The following is a 25,208-nucleotide window of genomic DNA, read 5'->3' as shown; positions in this document are numbered from 1 at the left end:
CTACCGTGTTCCCTGCCCTGGAGTGCAGCCAAGCATGTCCACCCACGCCCTTCACCACGACCGCGGGGCCGCGACCCCCGCCCTTCTCTCCGGAAAGACGGCCGCCGTCGTCCTGGCCGCGATCCTCATCGCCGAGTTCGTGGAGCTCTTGGACGCCACGATCGTCAGTGTCGCGGCCCCCGCGATAGCCGAGGACCTGAACGCCGGCGAGGCCACCCTCCAGTGGATGATCGCCGGATACACGCTCGCCATGGGGGCCGGCCTGATCGTCGGCGGCCGCCTCGGCGACCAGTTCGGGCGGCGACGCGTGTTCCTCCTCGGCCTCGCCGCGTTCACCCTGGCCTCGGCCGGCTGCGGGCTGTCGCCCACCGGGAGTGTGCTCGCCGGCATGCGCGTCGCACAAGGCCTGGCCGGCGGGCTGATGATCCCGCAGGTGTTCGGCATCATCCGGGCCTCGTTCACCCCCGAGGCACGGGCCAAGGCGCTGGGCGCGTACGGAGCCGTGCTCGGCCTGGCCTCGGTGGCCGGGCCACTGCTCGGCGGGGTGCTGGTCGAGGCCGACCTGTTCGGCCTGGGCTGGCGAGCGATCTTCTGGATCAACGTGCCGATCGCGATAGCCGGGCTGATCATCGCCGTCCGCCACCTGCCCGAGTCCCGCAGGCCGTACGGCACCCGGCTGGACCTCCCCGGTGCGGTGCTCATCGCCACCGCCGCGCTGCTCCTGCTCCTGCCCTTGGTGCAGGGACGCGACTGGGGCTGGCCCTGGTGGGGTTTCGCCATCCTGGCCTGCTCGATTCCGGTCACCGCCCTGTTCCTGGTCAACGCACGGCGGCTGGCCCGACACGGCAGACAGCCGATCTTCGACCCGGCTCTGCTCCGCGAACGCGCCTTCGCCGCCGGGCTCTCCGTCTGCCTGCTGTTCTTCGGGGCGCTCGGCTCCTTCTTCCTCCTGCTCTCCCTCTACCTCCAGCTCGGGACCGGACGCACCACCCTCGAAACCGGCCTGGTGATCCTGCCCTACGCCCTCGGCTCCATCGTCACCTCGCCCATCGGCGCCCAGTTCGCCCACCGCGCAGGTCGTGCCCTGCTCGTCAGCGGCTCCTTGATCCTGGCCGTGTCCCAGCTCCTCCTGCTCCTGTTCGTCCGCGACGGAGCCGCCCTTTCCTACTGGACCCTCGCCCTGCCCCTGTTCCTCGGCGGCATGGGGCTGGGGCTCACCGCCCCATCTCTGATCAACGTCGTCCTGGCCGGGGTTCCCGCCAAGGACGCCGGTGCCGCGGGTGGTGTTCTCACCACCGTCACCCAGCTCGGCAACGCGTTCGGTGTCGCCGTCCTCGGAGCCGTGTTCTTCGCCAGGCTCGACGAAACCCTCGCCGGCCCGCGGCTCACCGCGTACAGCGACGCCCTGGCCACGATCCTGCCCTGGCAGATCGTCTGCTACCTCGCCGCGGCAGCCCTGATGTTCCTGCTCCCCAAGCGCGCGAACGCGCCCCAGGAGTGATCCCGCTCCAATTCAGGCGTTCTTCATTCGGAAGGGGTACTCCCAGGCGCCCGGAGGAAACCGGCAAGGCGCCTCAAGAGTGAGGTGACGGCGAGGCGTCGATCAGGCTCGGTCGCTCGCCTCGCTCAAACTCCGGGGTGCGTGAACAGGCTCTCCTCGACCATGCGCCGTCCCTCGGAACGGTGGCCGGCACCGTGCGGAGCGGAGCCGAGAAACCAGAGCAGCCGTGCCCGCAGCCCGGGGTCGTCGACGCCGTTCAGCAGAGCGGCCGGCGGTTCGCCGTACTCGTCCACAGGCTGTGTACGGAGTTCGACCCCCGCGAGCCAGGCTCGCGCGACGGCTCTCGCCTCAGGCCTGCCGCCCTGAAGGCTCAACGCGGCGCGCAGGGATCGGCGGGCCTCGGTGAGTTTGCCGCGGAGCATCCAGTACCAGGCCATCGCGTTCACCAGGCGCAGTGCCGGCTCGGTTTCCCCGCCGTGGACCATGATGTCCAGCGCCCGGCGCAGATTGACGGTTTCGGCGTCCATGCGGCTCAGCCACCGGCGCTGCTCGGGGCCGCGCAGCTTGGAGTCGGCACGCTCGGCCAGCCCGGTGTGGTACCGCGTGAACCGAGTCCGCACCGTGTCGAGTTCGCCCGCGTCCACCAGGCGCTCGACGCAGTACGCCGCGACGGATTCCAGCAGCCGGAAGCGTTCCCCCTCGCGAACGACCAGGGATCGATCCACCAGCCGGGCCGCCAGGCCCAGGACATTGCGGGCGGGCAGATCGTCGTCGGCGCAGACGGCCTCGGCGGCCTCCAGCGTGCAGCCGTCCGCGTGTACGGCCAGCCGGCGCAGCACGGTCCGCTCGTCGTCGCGCAGCAGCTCCCAGCTCCAGTCGATCATCGCCTGCAGGGTTCGCTGCCGCTCGGGCCGACCCCTCACCCGACCGGACGGCAGATTGAACCGGTCGTCCAGACGTTCCAGGAGCCGATCGGGACTGAGCACGCGGAGCCGCGGCGCCACGAGTTCCAAGGCCAGCGGGATGCCGTCCAGCCTCCGGCAGATCGCGCTGACGGCCGATGCGTTGCTCGCGTCGAGGACGAAGCCCGGGACCGCGGCCACCGACCGTTCCACGAACAGCCGGACGGCACTGGAGCGAGCGGCCGCATCGGGGCCGGGCCCCTGCCCGGGACCCGGCACGCACAGCGGCGGGACGGGATGGACCACTTCACCGGGAACGTCGAGCGTCTCCTGGCTGGTCACCAGCAGGTGCGCGCCGGAGGCGGCGGTCAGCAGCCGTTCGGCGAGCATGGCGAGCGACTCGACCAGGTGCTCACCGTTGTCCAGCAACAGCAGGACGCGCTTGCCGACCAGGGCCCGGCCAAGCCAGCCGACGAGATCGGCCGCGTCCGGGTCCACCGACGCGGCGTCGCAGAGACCCAGCACCGTGACGACCCGATCCGCGATGTCGTCCGGCGCGGACCCGCGGGCCAGCCCCGCCAACTCCACCAGCCACACCCCGTCCGGGAAACACGGCACCAGGTCGTGGGCCGCGGCGACGGCCAGCCGGGTTTTGCCGACTCCCCCGGGACCCGTCAGCGTGATCAGCCGCGTTCCCGAGCCGGCGGACAGCGACCCCCGCACCGTGGTGACCTCGTCCTCCCGGCCGATCAGAGCCGTCACCGGCGAGGGGAGATTGGTACGGTGCCGCGGGCCGATCCCCGGTTGGGGTTCCTGTCGCAGGATCGCCTCGTACATCGCGGTGAGCTCCGGAGTCGGATCCACGCCAAGCTCGTCGGCGAGCCGGCCCCGTAACTCGTGGAACGCCGCCAGGGCCTCGCTCTGCCGGCCCGCCAGGTACAGTGCGCGCATCTGCGCCATGCGCAGCCGCTCCCGTAGCGGGTGCCGGGTGACCAGGTCACCCAGTTCCGTGGCGAGCAGCGCGTGTTCGCCGAGCTCCAGCCGCACCTCGGCCTGGTCCTCAAGGGCGGTGAGCCGCAGCTCCTCCAACCGGGTGATCTCGGCGCAGGCGAACGGGGCGTCGGCGACGTCGGCGTAGGCGGGTCCCCGCCACAACATCAACGCGTCGGCGAGGAGCCGCGCCCGGCTGCCGGGATCCGCCGTCGCGCGGGCACCGTCGGCCAGTGCCTGGAACAACCGGGCGTCGACCTGTGGCTCTTCACCGTCCAAACGCAGCCGGTAACCCGCCGGCCCGTGGATCACCTCGTCCCTGCCGACGAGGTGACGCAATCGGGAGATCTTGGTCTGCAGGGTGTTGGACGGGTTGCCCGGCGGATCACCCGCCCACAGTTCCTCGACCAGCAGGTCGGCCGGCACCGGTCTGCCGTGATGCGCCAGCAGGATGGCCAGCAGCATGCGCACCTTGGCTTCGGGGATCTTTATCTGACGCCCCTCGTCGTCCCAGGCAGCCAGTGGGCCAAGCACCCCATACCGCATGCAATCAGATTATCCGGCAGCGGACCGGCAGCGGTTCGTGCGTGCCGACACGCACCATGAGCGGCACGGATCTCCTGCGGAAAGGTTTGCCTGACCATGCGCACGATACGCCGAGCCGGTCCCAAGGAGTGGGCGGGCCTCGCCGTGCTGTCCTTGCCCACCGCCCTGCTCGGCTTGGACGTCACCCTGCTGTATCTCGTCCTGCCGTCCCTGACGACGGATCTGCGGCCCACCGGCACCCAGGCGCTGTGGATCATGGATGCCTACGGGTTCCTGATCGCCGGGTTCCTCATCACCATGGGTACCCTGGGTGACCGGATCGGCCGCCGCAGGCTGCTGATGATCGGCGCCGCGGCCTTCGGAGCGGTCTCGGTGCTGGCCGCCTACTCCGTCAGCGCCGAAATGCTGATCGCCGCGCGGGCCGCGCTCGGCGTCGCCGGAGCCACGCTGATGCCCTCCACGCTTGCGCTGATCAGCAACATGTTCACCGACGCGCGCCAGCGGGCATTGGCGATCGGGGTCTGGGCGACCATGTTCTCCTTGGGCATGGCGGCCGGACCCGTGGTGGGCGGCGCCCTTCTGGAGCACTTCTGGTGGGGTTCCTCGTTCCTGATCGCGGTCCCGGTCAGCGGCCTTCTCCTGATCACCGCACCTTTCCTGGTACCGGAGTATCGCGCCCCGCGGAGCGGCCGCTTCGACCTGCCGAGTGTCGCCCTCTCCCTCGCCGCCATCCTGCCGGTGATCTACGGCATCAAAGAAGCCGCCAAGGACGGGCTCACGACCCAGCCGGGCCTGGCCCTTCTCGGCGGAGCGGCGTTCGCCGTGATTTTCGTCCGGCGCCAGCTCCACCTGCCCAACCCCTTGCTGGATGTACGACTGTTCGCGGGCCGTGCCCTCAGCGCCGCGCTGAGCGTCCTTCTCGTCGGCCTGGTCGGAGTCGGCGGCGTCATGCTGCTGGTCACGCAGTACCTGCAGCTCGTGAAGGAACTGCCCCCGCTGACCGCCGGGGCGTGGATGGGACCCCCCGCCCTGATGATGTTCGCGGCGGCGATCGGGGCGCCGCTGGTCGCCCGGCGCATCCGCCCCGGATACGTGATGGCCGGAACCCTGGCCGTCTCCACGGTGGGGTATCTGCTGCTCACCCAGGTGGAGATCTCGTCCGGTCCCGGCCTGGCCGTGGCGGGTTTCTCCCTGGTCTACTTCGGCCTGGGCGCCATCGCGGCGCTGGGCACCGACCTGGTGGTCGGGGCGTCCCCGCCGGCCAAGGCCGGATCGGCCTCCGCGATGTCGGAGATGGTCCAGGAGCTGGGCCTCGCCCTGGGAGTCGCCACGCTGGGAAGCCTCGCAGGCGCCGTCTACCGCGCCCGGATCGACGACCGTATCCCGGCCGGGGTGCCCGCCGAGATCGTGACCGCGACCCGGGACAGCCTCTCCGGTGCCTCCTCGGTGGCCTCGCGTCTCCCCGACGGCCTGCTGGAACAGGCCAAGGACGCGTTCCTCTCCGGCCTGCACCTGGCCGCCTTCGCCGGCGCCGTCTGCATCGCGATCCTGGCGGCACTGTCCGCGATCGCCCTACGGGACGTCGGAACCGCCGAAAGCGAGGAACCGCAGGCGAAGGACCGAACCCCAACCCCGGATCCCGCCACGAACGCGACCTGACGGCACGTTTCAGCCGACGATGGGCTCGTCCGTCTTTCAGTGCACATCAGAGCCTGATGTTTTTGTCCCGTGGCAGGGACAACCGGAGAGAAAGAAACACACTCCCCGTTATTGATTCGTGTCCCAACCTTTCGGTCCCGCGTCACGTCTATCCGGATGACGAAAGGAATGTTCCATGAAAGTCAGCATAGGGCCGCTGCGGAGAATCGCCCCATTGACATTGATTGCCGTCACCGCCTCCATTCTGCTCACCACCCCGGCTGTGGCGTCCACCGTGGAGTCCGGCACCAAGTCCCTCCACCTCCGCAAGGGCCTCACTCTGACGATTCCGAAGTCCTGGAAGGTGTACAGACTCGAGTACGACCAGGTGCGTGTCGTGACCGGCTCCTGCGCCAACCCCCGTAAAGAAGGTTTTGTTTGCGATGGCTTCTGGGTTTACGGCCCCAAAACAATCGAGATAGGCAACGAGTTCTTCAACCCCTACACTCCCGGCAGCCCGTTCTACACGTCTACCGGGGTCGTGCACTGCCCCGTCAAGAAGAACGCGTCACTCGTCGGGGGATTCAAACTCGTGGGCAAGGGGCTGCGCCAGATCGGCCCCGGACATAAGGCGGACTATCACAACTGGAGAACCCAGTGCTACAACGGCAAGATCAAGCGCTTTAACCAGCGCGAGTGGTACCTGCCGATATCGAAGATCCTAATCGTCGACCAGTGGAACACGCCGGGCCTGCCCGGGATCCTCAGGAACGCGACCTGGAACTGAGGCTCCCCGATCGCCGACGGGACCGCGACAGCAACGCCGACTTCACTGCGATCTCCATCGCCGAGCCCTTCACCGGAGGGGCTCGGTGACGGAGACACGTACCGCAGTGTCGAATTCCGCATCGGGATCCGGATTCGCCCGCCTGCGCCCCTGTGGCAGGCGGGCGAATCCGTGCACGCCGACGTGCCTCCGTCACCGAGGGTTCAGGAGGCCCCGTAGAACTGCCGTGCCCCGTCGTGGAGGTCGACCGGGTCGGTCTTGGGTGCCTCCTGCCGCGAGATGTTGCCCGCCTCGGGATGGACCTTCACCAGGTCCGCCTGATGCGCGAACAGGACCCTGGTGAGGTCCCCGGCGAGTTTGGCCGGCATCCTGTCCGAAACGATCAACAGGTTGGGCACGGCGACGGTCGGCACGTCCTGGGCGGCGCCGTACACGTCCCGCTTCAGATCGGCGGCCTGGTAGACCGGTCCGTACTCCGCCACGAGCTTCGGCAGCAGGTCGTCGATCGGGACGAAGACGACGGCGTCCTTGAGACTCGTGGTGAGATCGGTGATCCCGCCGGTGGGCAGGCCGCCGGACCAGAACAGCGCGTCCAAGGTGCCGTCCTTGATCCCCTGCACCGTCTCCGGCAGGGAGAGCGCCTGCTTGCGGATGTCGGACTCGGGGTTGAGCCCGGCCGCCTTGAGCAGCCGCAGCGCGATGTTCTCGGTGCCGGAGTTGGGCGAACCGGTGGATACCCGCTTGCCCTTCATGTCGGCGACCGAGCGGATACGCGCGTCCGTGCGGGCGATCACGTGGGTGTAGTTGGTGTAGATGCGGGCCAGGGCCCGGATCGGCTGCCGGCCGGTGAAGGCGCCTTTGCCGGTGGCCGCGTCGCTCGCCGCGTCGGCCAAGGTGAAGGCGATGTCGGCGTCGCCCCGTACCACCCGCTGGATGTTCTCGACCGAGGCGCCGGTCGCCTCGGCGGTGACCTGGTAGCCCGACAGGTTCCTGGTGATCAGATCGGCGTAGCCTCCGCCGAGCTGGTAGTACACCCCGGTGGTGTTCCCGGTGGCGATGGACAGCCGCCCTCCCTTGTAGAGACCCGGGTCCGCAGAGCTCCGGCGTTCGCCGCCGCAGGCGGCGAGGACGACGATCAGGCCGAGCACGACGGCGCCGAACCGGGTTGGGGATCGCATCATTTCCCTTCCTTCGCTTGGTGGGCAACGGAGCTCCGGCCCCGGCCGGCGGCGGACCGCCGCAGAACCAGGTGGACGAGAAGAGCGGCGGCGAGCAGGGCCAGCCCCGTCGCGACGGCGGCCGGTTGGAGGGAGAGGAGCGTGATCGCCGCGCCCGCCGCCAGGAGCCGCTCGGGCCACGCGGCACGGTGGATCATCCAGCCCCCGGTGGCGACGGCCAGCGCGGCCACGGCGAGGCCGGAGACGGCCAGCGCCAGGAGGACCTGGGGCAGCGGGGCCTGCCAGAGCAACGCGCGGCCGGCGGGTGCCAGGACGAAGGCGAAGGGAACCAGGAAGGCCGGAAGCGTGTACTTCCAGGTCATCATCATCGTCTTGAACGCGTTGCCCCCCGTGATCGCCGAGGCGGCGACCGCGGCCAGCGCCGTCGGCGGCGTCACCTCGGAGAGGACCGCGTAGTAGAAGATGAACATGTAGGCCGCCTCGGACGGCACGCCGAGGCTCTGGAGCGCGGGTCCGATGATGACGGCCGCGATGATGAACGACGCGGTCACCGGTACGGCGAGCCCGAGGATCAGCACCGCGAGCGCCGCGACCACGGCGGTCAGGACCAGTTCGCCCCCCGCCAGGTCGACGATGATCCGTGAGCCCTTCAGCCCGAGGGCGGTCAGGGTCACGACGCCGACGATGATTCCGGCGGCGGCCGTGGTCGCGGCGACGGGCAGCACGCCGAGTGTCCCCGCCGAGAGGGCCTGGGCGGCACGGCGTGGCCCGAGCCGGTGCTCACGGTCCAGAAACGACAGCAGGAACGCCATGACGGTGGCGTAGACGACCGCGCGGAACGGCGAGACCCCCAGCGCCATCAGCACCACGATCGCGATCAGCGAGGAGAAGTGGTAGCCGAAACGCCCCAGCAGCCGCCAGGGGGAGTCGGCCGCCACCTCGACCCCGCGCGTGCCGAACCGGCGGGCGTCCATCTCGACGGCCAGGATGATCCCCAGGTAGTACAGGAGCGTCGGCACGGTCGCGTAGAGCAGCACGGCCAGGTAGGACACCTTGAGGTACTCGGCGATGATGAAGGCGGCCGCGCCGAGCGTCGGCGGGGACAGGATCGCGCCGATCCCGGCCGCGGCGAGGACGCCTCCACCCTGCTCCCGCGGATAGCCGGCGCGCCGCAGGATCGGCCAGGCCACGCTGCCCAGCGAGACCGCGGTCGCCGTACCCGATCCGGAGACCGTGCCGAGCAGGAAGCCGGCCAGTGTGACGGTACGGCCGGGGGCGGCGGCGGAACGGCGGAACGCCGCGAACGAGATGTTCACGAAGAACGCCCCAGCTCCCGAGTATTCGAGCACCGCGCCGTAGATCGTGAAGAGCACGATGTAGCTCGCCGCCACGTCGAGCGGCACGCCGAACAGGCCCTCCGTCCCCATGTACAACTGGACGACGATCCGCTCGAGGTCGTAGCCGCGGTGCCCGACGACCCAGTCGAGGGGCAGGTAGCCGCCGTAGTAGGCGTAGCCGACGAACCCCACGCAGATCACCGGCAGGATCGCCCCCACCGTGCGGCGGGTCGCCTCCAGCACCAGGAGCACGCAGCCCGCACCCATGATCAGATCAAGCGCCGAGGGGGCGAAGGTGCGCCGGATGAACTCATCGAACGCCACCAGCGGATAGGCGCACACCACGACGGAGGCCCCGGCGAGGATCCAGTCCACGATCCCGGGGTTGTCGAGGGCCGGAACGTTCCCCGAGGCGGACCGCGCGAACCACCGAGGCACCCGCAGGCCCGGGCGATAGGCCAGGAACGTCAACGGCAACACCGCGGCGAGGAAGCCCATCCGGTACGGCAGCACCGGGATGGGATTGAAGACCGCGTAGAGCGCGTAAAGCGAGACGCCGAGCGCCAGTGCCCCGACGACGTGGGTGAGGTGGCCGGTGAGCCGGCGGGCCGGCCGCTCCGCGTCGTACTCGGCGATGAGTTCACCGGCGTCGCGAATCGGCGGGGTCTGGTCCTGCGCACCGGCCGCGGCCGGCAACGGCGTGCTCCGACCGAAGGACGTCACCCTTTCACCCCGCTCTCCGGCCACCCGTCGGGATGGGCCGCCTCGTCGGCGTGGAACCACCGGATGCGGGAAACGTAAGTCTGACCTGTCACAGAGCTGAAGGTGTGCGCGCCGGAATTTGATTGACACTTAGGGCGGCGCCCAGAACCGCGTTGATTGCCCGTCGTCATCGGTGGACCACTCGAATCGGCCACCCGCCTGGGCGATCCGGTGTATGCCGGGCACGGCTCGTGGAATGATGGCGTGCACATCGAGGGCCGGGATCGAGCGTGACCACCATGCGCGTGCTTGTTGTCGAAGACGACGTACGGGTCGCCGCGGCCCTCGCCAGCGCGCTGCGGCGCGAAAAGTACGAGGTCCTGCACGCGGCGAGCGCCGCGGAGGCCCTGGCCGCCCCCTCCGTCGATCTGATCCTGCTCGACCTCGGCCTGCCCGACCGCGATGGGATCGAACTCTGCCGCAGGCTGCGGATGAGCGCCCCCGATGTCGCCATCATCGTCGTCACGGCACGTGGCGAGGAGCGAGACCGGATCATCGGCCTGCGTTCAGGGGCCGACGACTACATCGTGAAGCCGTACTCGTTCGCGGAGCTGGGGGCGCGCATCGAGGCCGTGATGCGCCGGGCCCGGCCGAGGCCCAAGGCGGCCGTCGAGATCGGCGGCCTGCGCGTCGACCTGGCCACGCACTCGGTGACCAAGGACGGTCACCCGATCGCCCTGACCCGTAAGGAGTTCAGCCTCCTGGCCTGCCTCGCCCACGTCCCCGGAATCCTCGTGTCGCGAGAGCGGCTGCTCATCGAGGTCTGGGGTACCGCGTGGCATGGAGGCGGTCGCACCCTGGACGTCCACATGGCGACCCTGCGGGCCAAGCTCGGTGAACCCGCCGTCATCGAAACCGTGCGCGGCGTCGGCTACCGGCTGGCGGGCGGCGTCGGCTAGCATGCGCGCACTGCTGGCGATCATGCTGTGGGGCACCATGGCCGTGGCCGGATGCGGTGACACGCAGGAGCCACCCGCCCCACACGGCGTGATCAGGATCGCCACCGGTCCCGACGGCGGCGTGTACCAGGTCTACGGCCGGGAGTACGCGCGGGTGATACACGACCGGCTGCCGGAGGTCGCGGCCGACTCGTTCACCACCGCGGGCACCGTCGAGAACATCGAGCTGGTCACCTCGGGCCGGGCACAGGTGGGATTCGCCCTCGCCGACGTGGCCGCCGACGCCGTCGCCGGACGGCCGCCCTTCCGGGTACGGCAGCCGATCACCGCCCTGGCCCGCCTGTACGACAACTACGTCCAGCTCGTCGTACGCGAGGACGGCCCCGTACGGTCGATCCACGACCTCAAGGACCGTCGGGTCTCGATCGGCGGCAAAGGCTCGGGCACCGCCGTCATCGGGGAACGCGCCCTCACCATCGCGGGGCTGTTTGAGGACGTCACCTTGAAGCATCTCGACGTCGCCTCCTCCGCCCGCGCGCTCGCGGCGAAGGAGATCGACGCGTTCTTCTGGAGCGGCGGCCTGCCCAGCGCGGCGATCGTCGATCTCCGCCGGCACACGGTCGTACGGCTCATCGACCTGGGCTCCATCGTGGAGTCCCTGATCCGCAGGTACGGCGATCTCTACACCGAGACGACGGTGCCCGCCTCGGTGTACGGACTGCCCAGCGCGGTCACCACGGTGAGCGTGCCGAACTACCTCGTCGTCCATGGCCGCATGGACCCCGCGACGGCCTACTGGCTGACCGGACTGCTGTTCTCCGGGCACGCCCGGCTGGTCGAAGCCCACCCCGAGGCCCGCCGTCTCGACCCCGGCCTGGCCATCATGACCCATCCCCTGGATCTGCACGAAGGCGCGGTCCGCTGGTACCGCTCGAACCATCGCTAGCCGGCAACCGGATGAGGACCTCCAGCCCATGCGGCCGTACGGCGGACAGCGTCATCGAACCCCCGCTCTCCTCGGCCAGCGTGCGCGTGATGGCGAGGCCCAGTCCCGTACCCGGCACGTTCTGATGGCGCGGACTGCGCCAGAACCGCTCACCCGCCCGAGCGAGCTCCTCCCCCGGCAGTCCCGGGCCGGTGTCCCGCACCCGAATCTCCACCGCGTCGTCCAAAGACGCGGCCTGGACCTGTACGGGGCTGCCCCGCCCGAACTTCAGCGCGTTGTCGAGCAACGCGTCCAGCGCGTGCTCCAGCAGGTCGGGAAGGCATTCGACGATCACGCCGACCGGCGCGTCGACCACCAGCGGGGTGTTCGAGCCCGCGTAGGCGGCCTGCCAGGCCACGGCCCGCCGCCGGATCGCGGCCGACACGTCCAGCGGCTGAGGGACGGCCGTCGTCGACTCCGCCCGGGCCAGCCGAAGCAGCGCGTCGACGGTCTCGCCGAGCCGGTCCGCCTCCTCCAGGGCGAGCCGCAGCTCCATCCGGCCGTCCGGATCCGACACCAGCACCCCGGCGTTCTCCATGCGCAGCCGCAGCGCGGTGAGCGGATTGCGCAGCTGATGCGAAGCCTGCGCGACGAAGGCCCGTTGCTTCTGTACGGCGGCGGCGACACTGTCCGCCATCGCGTTGAAGCTCCGCGCCAGCCGCCGGAGCTCCGGCGGCCCCGCCCGCTCGGACACCCGCGTCGCGAGCCTGCCGGACTCCATCGCGTGCGCGGCCTCATCCAGATCCTGGACCGGACGCAGCACCCAGCGCACCACGGGCACCGACACGGCCAGGGTGACCACCAGCAACGCCACCAGGAAGCCGACCCCCAGGTGGACGAACCGGTCGGTGACCAGTCCCCGCGCCCTGTCCGTCGGGGATACCGTGACGGCCGCCCCAAGCACCCGATTGTCGCGGACCACCGGCTCGACGACGACGTACGGCCGGTCGTCCCACGGCCACAGGACGTGCGGGCGCTGCGGCGGCCGTCCGGCGAGCCCGCGGAGAATGGGAGCCCGCAGTCCGGCAGCCGACGTCGTCAAGCCCTCCCGCGACGACGCGATGATCTGTCCGTCGGCGTCCACGACGAGGACCGCCGTGTCGTACAGCGCGTCATAGCGCTCCATCTCGGCCACGAGGCGGACGGTGCGGCCCATCGCGAGCGCGGACTCGGCGGCGTCCGCGAACCGAGCGGTGTCCGCGGCGCGGCTGATGAAGACCTCCTGGGACGTCTGCTCCGCGCTCGCCGTGGCGAGCGGGAGACCCAGCGCCGCCACGATACCCGCGACCAGCACGAAGACAATGATCAGCAGTCGTCTGCGCACGCCGTCTCCCCTTCCGGCGCCGCTGCGCGGAGGGCCGCGCACCCGTCGCGGAGCCGGATCCTCATGCGGCGAACCGATCGCGACGGACACCGATCATCGCCCTTGCCGCAAAAGACTACGGCGTCCGGATCTCGATAGGGCGACGTTCTCGGTACGGCCGATCGGCCGTGAATGCCGAACATCCGAACACAATAGTGAGTAAGAGGAGAACATTTATCGCGAAAACGTGCAGGAAATTCGATCCGAGCAGGTCACAGGAATCCTTGAGCTGGTTACGGTCGCCGACAATCCGCACGCCCGCAAGGCGGTGATCTGCGGGGAAACAAATCCTCGCGCAGCCCGTAGAGGTCTCTGCCAAAGTATGAAATATGAATCACAGGGATGCTCAGGACTTAGCCCTCGCACTGAAACAGCTCGTCGAAGACGCGCATCATCAACTGGATTCGGCCCGGGAGGTACCTGAACTGGTGTCCCGGGTGACCGGCCATTTGGGGTGCGAACTCAGGAACATGATCTGCGTGACCGAGCGCTTCCCGGGCTGGGAGCACGTCAACCTGCAGAACGGCGTCGATCGGTACATCGCCGAGCACAGCCCGGAGGCCGAATGGTTCGGCGTCGCGGGGCACGGCCGCGAACACGACGACCTCGTCAACATACTGACCGTCACGGCTCGGGGCTGGGAGCGGTTCGAGATCGGCGCGGTCGGTCTCGGTACCGCGGCGATCGGGCCCGACGAAACCACCGAGGTGGTCACCTTTGGACTGATCTTGACACGGACGCCGGACGGCTCCCCCGTCCTGGTCGGCCTGCGTGCGGGTTCGGAACACGGGTCGCCGCAGTGCCAGGTCGACGTGCTGGCCGCCGACAGGTCGAACGCGACGGCCGTACGCGACGAGATCGGCCGGCTGATGCGCGAGCACGACGTCTACCGGGGCCAGATCCTGTCTTTCAGCTGGAGTGAGCACCGCGGCAACGAGTTGGTGACCTTCCTGCCCCGGCCGGCGCTGAGCACCAACGAGGTGATCTTGCCCTCGGGGGTGCTGGAGAGCGTGGAGCGGCACATCGTCGGCATCGCCGAGCACGCCGTATCCCTGAGTGAGCACGGTCAGCATCTCAAGCGGGGACTACTGCTCTACGGCCCGCCGGGAACGGGGAAAACCCACACGGTTCGCTATCTGATGGGGCGAATGAGCGGGTGCACGGTCATTGTGATGACCGGTTCCGCGATCCGGTTCGTCGCCCAGGCGGCCGGCCTGGCCCGCCGGCTCCACCCGGCGATCGTGGTCCTGGAGGATGTGGACCTGGTCGCCCAGGATCGCTCCTACTCCGGCGGGGACGGGAATCCGCTGCTGTTCGCGCTGCTCGACGCCATGGACGGGATCGGCGGCGACGCCGACGTCACGTTCATTCTGACCACCAACCGGGCCGACGTCCTGGAGCGGGCTTTGGCCGACCGGCCGGGCCGAGTCGATCTCGCCGTCGAGATCCCGAAACCCGACGCGGCGGGCCGGGCGGCGCTCCTCCGGCTCTACGCCGGGGACCTGGACCTCACCGCGGACCTGGACCCGCTCGTGGCCAGGACCGAAGGGGCCACGGCGTCGTTCTTCAAGGAACTGCTGCGCCGGGCGGTACTCGGCGCGCTGGTCGAAGGGGCGTCCCCGGCCAGGCTCACCGGCGAACAACTGGGCCGGGCGCTGGACGAGATGCTCGGCGAACGGGAAACCCTGACACGTTCCCTGCTGGGCTCCGGGGAGCACGTCCACGACGACGGAGACGGACCCCCTGGCTTCACCGTGCCCCGGCCGATGCTTCACGGCCCGGGAGGGGTCTTCAGAAGAGTCGACCGCCATCCGCTCTGAGTGCGGGCCGACACGGCTCCGTCACTCCGACGCCTCGGGAGACCGGGCTCCCGGCGGGTTGGGCGGCCGGCACCTGGAAGACGTGTCGTTCAAGGTAGCCGTCTTCCAGGCGGGCTGCTGTACGGCGGGCGCGGCGCAGCGTTCGGCGACGGGCTGCGGCGGACTCCCGCCACCTATGTCGTGGCCGGGAGCACAGGCTCGCCGACCGGTCGGCCGGTCAGAACTTGGCGGTGGTCAGGAGCCACGACTCGACGGTGGCACCACGGGTCTGGGTCGGGGCTGCGGCCACGGATGCCTCCGGCTTCAGCGTGACCGCGGCGGCGGCCAAGCTGCCGAAGAGGATCCCGGTGAGGGCCGCACGACGTGAGACTGGTTTGGACATCGACGTCCTCCGCTAACGGATCTGTTGACGAATGAGATTGAGTACGTCGGCGTCGACGCGGCCCGCGCCGAGTCGCAGCAGCTCCTGAAGCGTCCGCGACTGGCTGTCCTCCAGCAGCACCGTACGTCGATCGGCCGACAGTTCCAGCGCGACCACGCGCGGGGTCACCTTGGCCCGTGTCACCCGGCCGTGTGAGGTGTCCAGATTGGACACCTCAATCCAGCGGAAGCCGAGCTTGCTCGCGTCCGGCGATTTCAGTTGCCTGCCGACCGGCAGACCGTCCAACGCCTTGACGACCGCGGAGCGCGCCGATTGATCGAGGGTCCATTTCGGGTTCGGCCGACCCGAATATATCTCGACCGTCGCGACGCTGGGCGAGTCGCCCTGGGCACCGGAATTACCGCAGGCCAACATGGACAGCGAAACTCCGACCACCGCGAGCACAAGCCGGATAGACACTGGGAACTCCTGACTACCTGATATTGGACCGCGGATTCACCCGGGGATAGATCCACGGCGTTCCGCCCACCGTATACGGTCCACGGTTGCACGTCACCGGATTGGTAATGGGATTCCCGGAATTATCGAGGTTCGTCGCCGGGGTGCTTCCGGGTTTGTGCGCCCAGCGGTTGCTGGTCCCCCAGAGGTCGTGGATCAAGTGATAGAAGTGGAAGTCGACACCCGGCCAAATGCACAGATAACTAATGAATCGGTCGTCGTTGCAGAAGCTGGTATACCCATCGCGGAAGGTCGCGGCCTCGATGTTGGCGACGGTCAGCGAGCTGAAGGTCGAGCCGCTGCCGCGGCCCGGCTGTGCGAAGGTTCCCGTGGCCAGACTGGAGGCGAAGTTGTAGCAGTTGTTGCTGGACCGGCGGGTGCCGTTCCAGAAGGTGTTGAGATCCGCCCACCAGGACGCCCAGTACGCGCAGGCCAGAAGGCCTTTGCCGGCCTGACCGCCGGGGCCTGCCGACGGCGATCCGATGGACCGGTCGGACACGTCGCCGACCTCGGGCAGGAGGGCCTCCTGCGCGCCTGGGGTGTGCAGCAGCCAGCGCTCGGCCACGTCCGAGACGTTCACGCCGGTGGCCTCCCTGAGGCGGAAGCCCGGCGGAAGCCCGGCCGCGGTGAGACGCTCCCGGCCGGCGCGGTCGGCGTGCACGACCATTCCGCGGTAGCCGAGCTTCGACTCGACCTGGTCGACGGGCCGCAGCGCGGCAGGGCTCGCCGTGAGCCGGTCGATGAGTTCACGTTCCTCGCGCGCCGTGAGCTTCCAGTACGGATTCGGACGTCCGGAAAAGACGTCGAGCTCGATGTGGAGCATTAACACTCCTTCGCTGTCGGCGATTCCACAAAGAAGTTAACAGACTAGTAAGCACATAGAAAGACTCGAATTTCACGCAATAGGAGATCATGGTGGGTAAGTTCAAATTAATCTTCCACCAAACGCCCACAATGACATTAAACGATCCCACCAAAACGGGGTTGCGTCACAAAGGGTGACCCCGGACCAAAGTCGTTTCTCACCATTCGAGAAAGAGTGCACCGGGAAGATTGAGAATTCACGCTGTACCCACCGGCCGAATTCACCGCTTTGAGCATGCTGACCAGGCGTAACACACCGATCACACAGCTACGCATGGTGGCCGCCCCGAACGGAGCGGATCCGGTGCGAACCGTCAGCGGCGCTCACCAAGAGTTACATCCCGCCGAGACGACCCTTGCCGGATCCGTTGTCCTGGGTCTCCGCCATGCGGCTACGACGGACCGGTCACCCCAATCGACGAGGAGGCACCGGCGCGCGGCCTACCCGGATCATCGGGGTGGTGCCTCCGCCGACGGCACAAGCGCGCGCTCAGCGCGCAGACGCAGCAGCTTGAGCATCGACGCGATGCCCACCAGCGGGCCCACCGCCAGCACGGCGAACGCCCAACGCCAGCCGACGGCCTGCTCGGCCGCGGGGACGAGCCAGATCGTCGCGCCGGTCAGCAGGAAACCGAAGGCCATCTGCAGGGTCAACGCGGTGCCCACGTAACTCTGATCGGCCAGCTCGGTGACGAGCGCGGAGAACTGCACCGAGTCCCCCACGACGCTGTACCCCCAGACGAGGGCGACAACGACGAGCAGCCAGAGGGGCGCCTCCATGAGCAGGCCGATGAACGCGGCGCAGGAGGCCGACACCGCCATCATCACGATCGCGGTTCGCTCGCGCCCGTAGCGGTCGCCGCACAGTCCGCCGGTGTAGTTCGCCAGTCCGCCGATGGCGAAGACGGCGAAGGTGACGTAAACGCCAAGGAGGGATCCCCCCCTACCCTGGCCGTCCAGCGCCGCGGAGAAGAACAGCAGGAACCAGGTCCACATCGCGTAAAGCTCCCACATGTGACCCAGGTAGCCGATCACGGCCAGCCGGGTGCCCCGGTCGCGGAGAATGCGCCGCGCCTGGCGCGGGTCCAGCGCAGCGGCCGGGAACGGGTACGGTCCCTCCTTGACGACCGTCAGCGTGATCAGCCCACCGGCCAGGGTCAGCGCCGAGGTGGCCACGATGACGGTGCGCCAGTTCAGGCCGCCGAGCCCGTTGATCAGGTGGGGTACGCCGGAGCTCACGGTCAGCGCGCCGATCAGCAGCCCCATCGCCGCCCCGCGCCCGTGGCGGTACCAGGTGGAGATGAGCTTCAGCGCGGGAGGGTAGACGCCGGCGATGAACAGGCCGGTGGCGAAGCGGGCCAGGCCGCCGGTGAAGACGTCGTGGGTCAGCAGCAGGGCCAGGTTGGCGACGGCGGCCCCGATCGAGCTCAGGAAGATCAGCCGGATGGGCGGCAGCGCGTCGGAGATGACGAACACCGCCGACAGTACGGCGCCCGCCACGAACCCCCACTGCACGGAGATCGTCAGCCAGGCCGCGAAGTCGGGCGTGAGCCCCCATTCCTGCCGAACCTGGGGGATCACCGCGGTCGCGGAGAACCAGGTCGACTTCAGCAGCAGCAGCGTTCCGGCGAGGATGAGCAGGTTGCGGCGGGCGTCCGTGTTTGCCATGGGACTCCCCTTCTCGACGGCGGTCAGGTGGGGGTCACCGCCTGGCGGGCGCGGAAGGCTGCGACGGTGGCACGGTTGAGGCAGGTTTTGGAGCAGTAGCGTTTGCGCGGCCCGCGCGAGATGTCGGCGTAGACGCGCTCGCACCCGGTGTCCTGGCACACGCCGAGCCGACCGGCGCCGTGCTCGCAGATCACGAAAGCCAGTCCCACCGCGGTGTTGGCCCGGACGCGGTCGACAAGCCCGGCCCCGGGCGGGCCGTAGTGCAGGTGCGGGCCCAGGCCATGGTCGGAGATGTGCGGATGCATGGGGACCTCGCCCATCACGGCGTTGAGCAGGTCGATCGCCCCCTCCTCGTCGGCCTCGGCGAACACCGGCCGCAGCAGCCGCGCCCAGTGGCGAAGCGCTTCCGCCTCGTCGTCGGTCACCGGTTCGCCGACCTTGAAGTTGTAGGAGGCCAGCAGCGCGCCGAGCGCTCCGGGGGAGGCGTCGCCGTCGGTGGTGACGGCGTTGACCAAGGCCACTGCGGTGCCCACGCCGTCGTTGCGGTAACCGGTCACCTCGGTAGGGCTGGATCTTGTCACAAACCCAACTGTAATCTAATTTGGTAGATAATTGAATTACAACCTTCTTTGAAGGTGGGACGATGGACCTGAAGGCGTGTGATGAATGCGGCTCCGCGACGGGGCAGGAGATCCTGTCCGGTCACTCAACCTCGCAAGGGCGGGTGATCTACGTGCGCTGCGCCTGCGGCGGCATGGGCATCCACCTGATCACTTACGTGGAGGCGTCGCACCCCATCGTCGAGCTGGCCGGCCCGGCGGGCCGACCCGGGTACGCACGAGCTCGCTCGTGACACACACGTACCAAAGGTCGGCTGGACCACCGGATCCCCGGTGTGCTCCAACCGGGTGATGACCGCCATGGACGAAGTCCATCCTGCTGTTCGTCGGGGCGACCCTGGTCGCGGGTTGCTCCTCAATCGCTCCGGCCGGGTCGGCGGCCAAGCCCCGAAAGACGTCTCATACTGCCGGGGAATCGGCTGGCTGAGCCCCACTCGTGGGCGTCACTCGCAGAAAGCCGGTCGACGACACCTTCGCGCTGGACGTCACGACCGGCGACGCTCGGCAGGTCAGCCGGTTCGAGCGGAGGAAGGTGCTGGTTCGCGACCCGACGCCGCTTCCGTACGGGCAGGTGGCGGTCGGCGGTTACCTCCCGACCTCGCCGTACCGGGCGGCTCGGGAAAAAGTCGTCCCGCTCAAGCGCGGGAGCTGTGGGTGGACCCCGGCCGGCCCCTCGCCGGTCAGGTCCGCGGCGGCGCGACCACGTCGCCGCGGACGCCGGGTCACCGCCCCTTGTAGGCCACGAAGTCGATCTCGACCAGGATGTTCATCAGTTCGGATCCGACCGTGGTCCGGACCGGGAACGGCTCCTTGAAGTGTTCCTTGTAGACCTCGTTGTAGGCGGCGAAGTCCCGCTTGAGGTGCTGCAGGTGCACCGTCGACTTGACCACGTCGTCGAAGGTCAGGCCATGCGCGTCGAGGATCGCCGCGAGGTTCTTCAGGGTCTGCCGGGTCTGGGTGGCCACGTCGTCGCCCACGACCTCCGATGTCACCGGGTCGAGCGGGCCCATCCCCGAGGTGTAGACGAAGTCTCCCACCACCAGACCCTGCGAGTAGGCCCCTACCGGGGGCACACACCCATCCGTCCTGATCTCCTGCTTACCCATATATCCCACTCCCTAGAAATAGGTATTAATCAACTCGGTCACCACGTAGTGATCGTCCACCACCGGCAGGACCCGCCACTTGTCGAACGCGGTGCACGGATGCGAGACCCCGAACGACACCAGGTCGCCGGGGCGCAACCCGGCGTCCCCGGCGAGTACGGCGTGCTGGTCGTACATCTTCACCACGCTCACCTCGCGCAGCGGTACGGACGTGCCGTCCGCCCGGCGCAGCGCCTTCGGCACCGGGAGCCCCTCGTCGAAGGGGGCGTCCCGCTTGCCGAACCCCACGACGGTCAAGCCGGGTTCGGGCACCGACAGCACGTGCGCCCAGAGTTCGAGCGCCGGGCGCAGCTCCCCCGCCATCCGGTTGAACGGTGTGCGCTCACGGTAGTACCCGTCGTCGTGGGTGACGTACGCCCCGCTGCGCAGCACCACCGTCGCGGTGCACCCGGCCAGCTCCTCGGCGATCACGTCGAACCACTGGCTGCCGCCGACCGTCAGTATCTCCGTACCCGTCGCCTCGACGGCCTCGCGCAGCGCCTTCACATAGCCGCGCACCTCGTCCGCCGACGAGAGCGTCCCCTCGTAGCCCGCGACCCCGGCGAGCTCCACCCCGTTTGCGGCCCGTACGGCTTCGGCCACCCGGTAGAGCTCGGCGAGCGTACGGCTGCCGCACCGCCCTCCGGCGTGGCCGAGCTCGGCCAGGACCCGGAACGGCCGCGTTCCGGCGCACCTGGAGAGGATCTCCACCCCCTCGACGGAGTCGGCGAAGCAGAGGAACTCGAACTCCGGATCCCGGTCCAGCTCCGCGGCTAGGGCACGCAGCGCGACGGGGTCGACGACCTGGTTGGCGAGCAGAATCCTCGGCACCGCGAAGCCGCGCAGCGCCAGAGCCTGGCTCGGCGTGGCCACCGTACCGCCCCATGCCCCGGCGGCCAGCTGGGCCTGGACGATCCGCGGCGCCATCGTGGTCTTGACGTGCGGCGCGAGCTCCATGCCGTGTCCGCGGGCGAAGGCGGCCATCGCGGCGATGTCGTGCTGGAGCGCGTCCCGGTGCAGGACCATCAACGGGAAGACGAAGGGCCCGTCGAACAGGGAGCGGCCGACCGCGGGCTCGCCCGTGAGGAAGCCTTTCGTCCATGGTCCGAGCGGTTCGTCAGGAATCCTCATTCCGCCTCTTTCGTCGAGCTTTGGATCAACGGACGACATCGTCACGGCGTTCGAAGTCGCTCAGGTCCGCCCGGGTGGGCAGCCCCTCCCAGTCGCCCGAGACGGTGACGGCGAACGCCCCGGTCCTGGTGGCGGTCGACAGCCGGCCGTGCGGATCGACGCCGCGCACAAGCTCGCTCAGGTAGCCCGCCGCGAAGGCGTCCCCGGCTCCGACGGGGTCGACCACCGTCACCGTCTCGGCCTCCCGCACGTAGAGTTCGTCGTCGACGACGGACACGCTACCCGCCGCCCCGAGTTTGACCATGACCTGGCTCGGACCGAGGGACGACAACACGCGCGCGCAGTCGGCCGGGGTGGCCTCGTCCACGATGAGCCGAGCCTCCTCGAACGTGGTGAACAGCACGTCGGCCTGCTTGACGAGCGGCTCCAGGGCCAACGCGGCCGTACGCGGATCCCACAGCGCGCCGCGGTAGTTCACGTCGAGTGAGACGGTGACGCCGTTGGCCCGCGCGACCTCGACGGCCGCCGACACCGCCGCGGCGGGCTTGTCGCCGAGCGCCGGCGTGATGCCGGTGACGTGCAGCACCTTCGCCTCGCGGATCGCCGTCTCGTCGACGTCGTCGACGGACAGGCGCGAGCCGGCGCTGGCGGACCGGAGGTAGGTGACCCGGACTTGGCCGGCGGCTCCGACGGTCTTGAGCATCAACCCGGTGGGCGCCGTGTCCCGTACGCACGAGGTCACCACGCCTTCGGCCCGCAGCTCGCGCACGATGAGGTCGCCGATCTCGTCGTCGCCGACGCGACCGATCCAGTGGGTGCGCAGGCCCAGCCGGGAGGCGCCGATGGCCAGGTTGGTCTCGGCGCCCCCGAAGCCGAGACGCATCAGCGGCTTGCGCAGCAGGGGCCCGGGCTCGATCGGCGTGAGCAGCCCCATCGCCTCGCCGAGCGTCACGAGGTCGGCCGTCATCGGCGTGCCCGCCCGGCCGCGACGGACCGGAGCACCCGCGCGATGTCGCCGCGCATGCGGCCGGCCTCTCCGGTGCGCAGCGCCGTACCGGTCAGCGCGCCGCCCAGCCCGACGGCCACCGCTCCGGCGCCCAGGAAGTCCGCGACGAGGTCGGCGGTGACACCACCGGTGGGGATCAGCGGGATGTCCGGGAACGGCTCGCGCAGCCGCCGCAGGTGCGCCACCCCGCCGCTGGAAGCCGGGAACAGTTTGACCGCGGAGGCTCCGAGCCGCCATGCGTGCAGCACCTCGGTCGGAGTCCAGGCTCCGACGACGGTCGGGACGCCGGCCGCCCGTACGGTCTCGATCGCCTCCTCGCTGACGCAAGGCGAGACGACGAAGTCGGCACCGGCCGCGAGAGCCGACTCGGCCTGAGCGCTTTCGGTGATCGTTCCCGCACCGATCGCGATCTCACCGCCGTAGCGTTGCCGCAGACCGCGCAATGTGTCGATGAATCCGGGCGTGGTCGCCGTAAGCTCGATGCACGTGATGCCGCCCTCGACGAGCGCGTCGGCCGTACGCACCACGTGGTCGGCCGTGTGCGCGCGGAGGATGGCGACGACACCGGTGGTGACGATCTGTACGGGAGCCGCCGTGCGCTCCACAGTCCCGATCATGGGTTGACTCCTAGGGAAGACGTGCCGGCCGCGCGAAGTACTCCGGCGGGCGGCGTGCGGTCGAGGGTACGGATCGGCAGGGTCACCGCCGTGCTCCGAGGCGCCGCGAGATCTCGTTCGCGGCCGCGATCACCAGCGGCCCGAGCTCCGAAACCCGCTCCCGGGTGACCCGTTCCACGGGGCCGGAGACGCTGATCCCGCTCGAACTCATCCCCGACACATCGAAGATCGGTGCGGCTACGCAACGAATGCCTTCCTCGTTCTCGATGTCGTCGATCGAATAGCCTCGCTCCCTGATCGCCGCCAGCTCCGCGCACAGCCCGTCGGCCGTGGTGATCGTCTGCGACGTCCGGGCCGGCATCCCGTTCGAGACGACGACCTGTACGGTCTCGGCCGGGGCGTGGGCCAGCATCGCCTTGCCCAGGCTCGTGCTGTAGGCCGGCTGCTGGTTGCCGATCCGGGAGAACATCCGGACGGGGTGGAGGCTGTCGACCTTGTCCACGTACACGATGCTCGGAAAGTCGGCGATCGCCAGGTGAACGGTCTCGCTGGTCTGCGTGGCGAGCTGCTGCAGCACGTCCCGCATCGTGCGGTGCAGGTCCACTCCGGCGAGGTACACCTGGCCGAGCTGAGCGTTTCGCCAGCCCAGCCGGTAGTGCCCGGAGTTGAGCTGTTCCACGAAGCGTGCCTCGGTGAGCGGCTGGAGCAGCCGCAGCAGCGTGCTCTTGTTCATCTCCAGCTCCGTGGCCAGCTCGACGAGGGAGTAGCCGCCCCCGCCGGTGTCGTTGCCGAGCTGCAGCAGGATGGACAACGCTCGGCGCAACGACGCCGAGTTGTTGCGAGGACCTGGGGTCTTACTCAGATCCTGGGTCATCGTGGACGCTCCCCTCGCCTCAGCGCACGGCCACTGCGGGCACCGGTGCGGTGCCCGTGACGAAGCACGAATTCACCATTGACGATCACGTCGTCGACGCCTTCGGCCAATGATCGTGGATCATGATAATCGGCACGGTCGGCGATGCGGTCCGGATCGACGACGGCGATGTCGGCCACCTGGCCTTCCCGCAGAAATCCCCGATCGGACAGGCCGAACCGCTCGGCCGCGTGCCCCGACAGATGCCATGCGGCCTCACCCCAGGTCCAGTCCCCCAGGTCGCGTGTGTGCCGGCCAAGCAACCGGGCGAAGGCACCCCAGCCGCGCGGATGTGGGTGGCTCCCGGTGAATATGCCGTCGGAACCGGCCATGTGACCCGGCTGCCGGAGCAGCGCCCGGATGTCCTCCAGGGCATTGCTCTTCGGCTGCCGGACCACGCAGCCCACACCGAGGCGACTCGCGGTGATGAGCTCGCAGACGGTGTCCGCGACCGTGCGTCCGGCGCGCTCGGCGGTCTCGGCCAGGCTCAGCCCCTCGGCCCACCCCCACTCGGGTGACTCGACGTAGGAGAGCGTGATCCGGCTGAGCAGGTCCTCGGCCGCCGGGAACCAGGTGCGCGCCAGTTCCCTGCGGGTCGCCGGATCGGCCAGGGTTTCCAACGTCTCGTACGGCGAACCGCGCTGCAGGTCCCGCGGCAGCGCGATCATGGCCAGAATCGTGTTGCCGCGGCGGTACGGATAGGTGTCGTAGGTGAGATCGACACCGTCGTCCGCCGCCTCCGCGAGCAGCGGGAGCAGGAGCGCGGCCGGTCCGTGGTAGTGCGACACGTGGGAGGCGACGCCGGAGGCCACGGCGACCGCCCGCAGCTCGGCCATCCCGATCCGTGCGTCCGCCTCGTAGCCGCGCAGGTGGGAAACGTGCACGCCCCCCGCCTCCGCGACGAGGCCGCACAGATAGGCCAGCTCGTCCACATCGGCGTAGCCGCCGGGAACGTACTCCAGTCCGGTCGAGAGCCCGACGGCACCGGCGGCCAGCGACTCTTCGAGCAGGGCCGCCATGTCCTTCAGTTCGCCCGCGTCGGCCTGTCCCGCGGCGAAGCCCGTCACCTCGGCCCGCAGGGTGCCGGCCGGCACCAGGTAGGCGACGTTCAGCGACCCCCGCCGGTCGTAGTACGACAGCAGGTCGGCGACGGAGCAGCCGCCGGCGAGTTCAGGTGGACGATGTCCGTTGACCGCGGCGAAGTACCGGTCCAGCTGTCCGGCCGCGGGCCCCGACGAGGGGGCGACGGAGATTCCGTCCTGGCCGGCGACGACCGTCGTCACGCCCTGCCGGAGGACGGCGAGCTCGAAGTCGGGGTCGCCGATCAGCGTGTCGGCGTGGCTGTGGGCGTCGATGAAACCGGGCATCACCCGGCGCCCGGTGACGTCGACCACCTCCCGTGCGGGAGCCTCGGCGAGGTCGCCGACGGCCGCCACCCTGGTACCCAGAATGCCGAGATCGGCGGAGAACGGCTCGGCGCCCGTACCGTCCGTGATGTAGCCACCACGCAGCACGAGGTCTAGCATCAAGCCAGGTCGATACCCGACATAACGGACATTAGGCATACGCGCGACCACGGGTCGCCACCCTTTCTTTACAACGGGTCACGAGGCATTTTGCCGGGGGACTTCTTGACACGACTATGCCCTAGACATA

At 69.3% G+C, this 25,208-nt stretch carries 22 protein-coding genes; 7 read left to right on the top strand and 15 right to left on the bottom strand.

The window, feature by feature from the left end; genetic code table 11:
• Positions 1-34 precede the first annotated feature (34 nt).
• Positions 35-1,501 carry an MFS transporter gene (locus RUR_RS12070; RefSeq protein WP_283135082.1) on the top strand — a complete coding sequence of 489 codons (1,467 nt, stop codon included), beginning with the start codon at positions 35-37 and terminating at the stop codon, positions 1,499-1,501.
• A gap of 125 nt (positions 1,502-1,626) precedes the next feature.
• On the opposite strand, the gene RUR_RS12065 is transcribed toward RUR_RS12070, so the two are convergent.
• Positions 1,627-3,939, bottom strand: coding sequence for an AfsR/SARP family transcriptional regulator (locus RUR_RS12065; RefSeq protein ID WP_283135081.1), 2,313 nt, complete (start codon positions 3,937-3,939; stop codon positions 1,627-1,629).
• Between the two features lie 96 nt (positions 3,940-4,035).
• On the opposite strand from RUR_RS12065, the gene RUR_RS12060 reads away from it, so the two are divergent.
• Together RUR_RS12060 and RUR_RS12055 are read left to right on the top strand one after the other, a co-directional pair.
• Complete coding sequence (locus RUR_RS12060; RefSeq protein WP_283135080.1) at positions 4,036-5,598, top strand: MFS transporter; 1,563 nt, start codon at positions 4,036-4,038, stop codon at positions 5,596-5,598.
• A 175-nt stretch (positions 5,599-5,773) separates the two neighbouring features.
• On the top strand, positions 5,774-6,364 hold the full coding sequence (locus RUR_RS12055) for a hypothetical protein (protein ID WP_283135079.1): 591 nt from the start codon (positions 5,774-5,776) through the stop codon (positions 6,362-6,364).
• A 203-nt stretch (positions 6,365-6,567) separates the two neighbouring features.
• On the opposite strand, the gene RUR_RS12050 is transcribed toward RUR_RS12055, so the two are convergent.
• Together RUR_RS12050 and RUR_RS12045 are read right to left on the bottom strand one after the other, a co-directional pair.
• On the bottom strand, positions 6,568-7,545 hold the full coding sequence (locus RUR_RS12050) for a TAXI family TRAP transporter solute-binding subunit (RefSeq protein ID WP_283135078.1): 978 nt from the start codon (positions 7,543-7,545) through the stop codon (positions 6,568-6,570).
• A complete protein-coding gene (locus RUR_RS12045) occupies positions 7,542-9,602 on the bottom strand; it encodes a TRAP transporter permease (protein WP_283135077.1) in 2,061 nt (686 codons plus the stop codon). Before RUR_RS12045 ends, RUR_RS12050 begins: the two co-directional genes overlap by 4 nt.
• A gap of 278 nt (positions 9,603-9,880) precedes the next feature.
• On the opposite strand from RUR_RS12045, the gene RUR_RS12040 reads away from it, so the two are divergent.
• Both RUR_RS12040 and RUR_RS12035 read left to right on the top strand, forming a co-directional pair.
• Positions 9,881-10,540, top strand: a complete 660-nt coding sequence (locus tag RUR_RS12040; protein ID WP_283135076.1) for a response regulator transcription factor — start codon at positions 9,881-9,883, stop codon at positions 10,538-10,540.
• A gap of 1 nt (position 10,541) precedes the next feature.
• The gene (locus RUR_RS12035; RefSeq protein WP_283135075.1) at positions 10,542-11,486 is read left to right on the top strand and encodes a TAXI family TRAP transporter solute-binding subunit; all 945 of its coding nucleotides are present in this window, start codon (positions 10,542-10,544) and stop codon (positions 11,484-11,486) included.
• Here RUR_RS12035 and RUR_RS12030 read toward each other — a convergent pair.
• Positions 11,422-12,849, bottom strand: a complete 1,428-nt coding sequence (locus RUR_RS12030) for a HAMP domain-containing sensor histidine kinase (RefSeq protein ID WP_283135074.1) — start codon at positions 12,847-12,849, stop codon at positions 11,422-11,424. The genes RUR_RS12035 and RUR_RS12030 overlap by 65 nt on opposite strands.
• Before the next feature lie 518 nt (positions 12,850-13,367).
• On the opposite strand from RUR_RS12030, the gene RUR_RS12025 reads away from it, so the two are divergent.
• On the top strand, positions 13,368-14,708 hold the full coding sequence (locus tag RUR_RS12025; protein ID WP_283135073.1) for an AAA family ATPase: 1,341 nt from the start codon (positions 13,368-13,370) through the stop codon (positions 14,706-14,708).
• A 217-nt stretch (positions 14,709-14,925) separates the two neighbouring features.
• Here RUR_RS12025 and RUR_RS12020 read toward each other — a convergent pair whose 3' ends face one another.
• From RUR_RS12020 to RUR_RS12000, 5 genes are all read right to left on the bottom strand, one after another.
• Complete coding sequence (locus RUR_RS12020) at positions 14,926-15,090, bottom strand: hypothetical protein (protein WP_283135072.1); 165 nt, start codon at positions 15,088-15,090, stop codon at positions 14,926-14,928.
• 12 nt (positions 15,091-15,102) lie between these two features.
• A complete protein-coding gene (locus RUR_RS12015) occupies positions 15,103-15,549 on the bottom strand; it encodes a hypothetical protein (RefSeq protein ID WP_283135071.1) in 447 nt (148 codons plus the stop codon).
• 13 nt (positions 15,550-15,562) lie between these two features.
• Entirely contained in the window at positions 15,563-16,411 is an 849-nt protein-coding gene (locus RUR_RS12010) for a hypothetical protein (RefSeq protein ID WP_283135070.1), read from the bottom strand.
• A gap of 491 nt (positions 16,412-16,902) precedes the next feature.
• Positions 16,903-18,120: an MFS transporter gene (locus RUR_RS12005; RefSeq protein ID WP_283135069.1), complete on the bottom strand. Its 1,218-nt coding sequence runs from the start codon at positions 18,118-18,120 to the stop codon at positions 16,903-16,905.
• Positions 18,121-18,143: 23 nt separating this feature from the next.
• Complete coding sequence (locus tag RUR_RS12000; RefSeq protein ID WP_283135068.1) at positions 18,144-18,701, bottom strand: CGNR zinc finger domain-containing protein; 558 nt, start codon at positions 18,699-18,701, stop codon at positions 18,144-18,146.
• A gap of 62 nt (positions 18,702-18,763) precedes the next feature.
• On the opposite strand from RUR_RS12000, the gene RUR_RS11995 reads away from it, so the two are divergent.
• Positions 18,764-18,973, top strand: coding sequence for a hypothetical protein (locus tag RUR_RS11995; protein WP_283135067.1), 210 nt, complete (start codon positions 18,764-18,766; stop codon positions 18,971-18,973).
• 489 nt (positions 18,974-19,462) lie between these two features.
• Here the strand turns inward: RUR_RS11995 and RUR_RS11990 are convergent, their stop codons facing one another.
• From RUR_RS11990 to RUR_RS11965, 6 genes are all read right to left on the bottom strand, one after another.
• Positions 19,463-19,846, bottom strand: a complete 384-nt coding sequence (locus RUR_RS11990) for a RidA family protein (protein WP_283135066.1) — start codon at positions 19,844-19,846, stop codon at positions 19,463-19,465.
• 12 nt (positions 19,847-19,858) lie between these two features.
• Positions 19,859-21,016 carry an alanine racemase gene (locus tag RUR_RS11985; RefSeq protein WP_283135065.1) on the bottom strand — a complete coding sequence of 386 codons (1,158 nt, stop codon included), beginning with the start codon at positions 21,014-21,016 and terminating at the stop codon, positions 19,859-19,861.
• 25 nt (positions 21,017-21,041) lie between these two features.
• The gene (locus RUR_RS11980) at positions 21,042-21,983 is read right to left on the bottom strand and encodes a sugar kinase (RefSeq protein ID WP_283135064.1); all 942 of its coding nucleotides are present in this window, start codon (positions 21,981-21,983) and stop codon (positions 21,042-21,044) included.
• Positions 21,980-22,639 carry a bifunctional 4-hydroxy-2-oxoglutarate aldolase/2-dehydro-3-deoxy-phosphogluconate aldolase gene (locus RUR_RS11975; RefSeq protein WP_283135063.1) on the bottom strand — a complete coding sequence of 220 codons (660 nt, stop codon included), beginning with the start codon at positions 22,637-22,639 and terminating at the stop codon, positions 21,980-21,982. Before RUR_RS11975 ends, RUR_RS11980 begins: the two co-directional genes overlap by 4 nt.
• Positions 22,640-22,721: 82 nt before the next feature.
• A complete protein-coding gene (locus RUR_RS11970; RefSeq protein WP_283135062.1) occupies positions 22,722-23,513 on the bottom strand; it encodes an IclR family transcriptional regulator in 792 nt (263 codons plus the stop codon).
• Complete coding sequence (locus RUR_RS11965) at positions 23,510-25,078, bottom strand: N-acyl-D-amino-acid deacylase family protein (protein WP_283135695.1); 1,569 nt, start codon at positions 25,076-25,078, stop codon at positions 23,510-23,512. Before RUR_RS11965 ends, RUR_RS11970 begins: the two co-directional genes overlap by 4 nt.
• Positions 25,079-25,208: the final 130 nt, after the last annotated feature.

The organism is Rhizohabitans arisaemae, from assembly GCF_025996515.1.
In the GTDB taxonomy this organism is placed as follows: Bacteria; Actinomycetota; Actinomycetes; order Streptosporangiales; family Streptosporangiaceae; genus Rhizohabitans; species Rhizohabitans arisaemae.
This window is presented reverse-complemented; position numbering and strand designations above follow the sequence as displayed.

Excerpts from the sequence above, each read along its gene's own strand:
- RUR_RS12070 (WP_283135082.1), top strand. The coding sequence starts at position 35 with ATGTCCACCCACGCCCTTCACCACGACCGCGGGGCCGCGACCCCCGCC.
- RUR_RS12065 (WP_283135081.1), bottom strand. The coding sequence starts at position 3,939 with ATGCGGTATGGGGTGCTTGGCCCACTGGCTGCCTGGGACGACGAGGGG.
- RUR_RS12060 (WP_283135080.1), top strand. The coding sequence starts at position 4,036 with ATGCGCACGATACGCCGAGCCGGTCCCAAGGAGTGGGCGGGCCTCGCC.
- RUR_RS12055 (WP_283135079.1), top strand. The coding sequence starts at position 5,774 with ATGAAAGTCAGCATAGGGCCGCTGCGGAGAATCGCCCCATTGACATTG.
- RUR_RS12050 (WP_283135078.1), bottom strand. The coding sequence starts at position 7,545 with ATGATGCGATCCCCAACCCGGTTCGGCGCCGTCGTGCTCGGCCTGATC.
- RUR_RS12040 (WP_283135076.1), top strand. The coding sequence starts at position 9,881 with ATGCGCGTGCTTGTTGTCGAAGACGACGTACGGGTCGCCGCGGCCCTC.
- RUR_RS12035 (WP_283135075.1), top strand. The coding sequence starts at position 10,542 with ATGCGCGCACTGCTGGCGATCATGCTGTGGGGCACCATGGCCGTGGCC.
- RUR_RS12020 (WP_283135072.1), bottom strand. The coding sequence starts at position 15,090 with ATGTCCAAACCAGTCTCACGTCGTGCGGCCCTCACCGGGATCCTCTTC.
- RUR_RS12010 (WP_283135070.1), bottom strand. The coding sequence starts at position 16,411 with ATGCTCCACATCGAGCTCGACGTCTTTTCCGGACGTCCGAATCCGTAC.
- RUR_RS12005 (WP_283135069.1), bottom strand. The coding sequence starts at position 18,120 with ATGGCAAACACGGACGCCCGCCGCAACCTGCTCATCCTCGCCGGAACG.
- RUR_RS11995 (WP_283135067.1), top strand. The coding sequence starts at position 18,764 with ATGGACCTGAAGGCGTGTGATGAATGCGGCTCCGCGACGGGGCAGGAG.
- RUR_RS11990 (WP_283135066.1), bottom strand. The coding sequence starts at position 19,846 with ATGGGTAAGCAGGAGATCAGGACGGATGGGTGTGTGCCCCCGGTAGGG.
- RUR_RS11985 (WP_283135065.1), bottom strand. The coding sequence starts at position 21,016 with ATGAGGATTCCTGACGAACCGCTCGGACCATGGACGAAAGGCTTCCTC.
- RUR_RS11980 (WP_283135064.1), bottom strand. The coding sequence starts at position 21,983 with ATGACGGCCGACCTCGTGACGCTCGGCGAGGCGATGGGGCTGCTCACG.
- RUR_RS11975 (WP_283135063.1), bottom strand. The coding sequence starts at position 22,639 with ATGATCGGGACTGTGGAGCGCACGGCGGCTCCCGTACAGATCGTCACC.
- RUR_RS11970 (WP_283135062.1), bottom strand. The coding sequence starts at position 23,513 with ATGACCCAGGATCTGAGTAAGACCCCAGGTCCTCGCAACAACTCGGCG.
- RUR_RS11965 (WP_283135695.1), bottom strand. The coding sequence starts at position 25,078 with ATGCTAGACCTCGTGCTGCGTGGTGGCTACATCACGGACGGTACGGGC.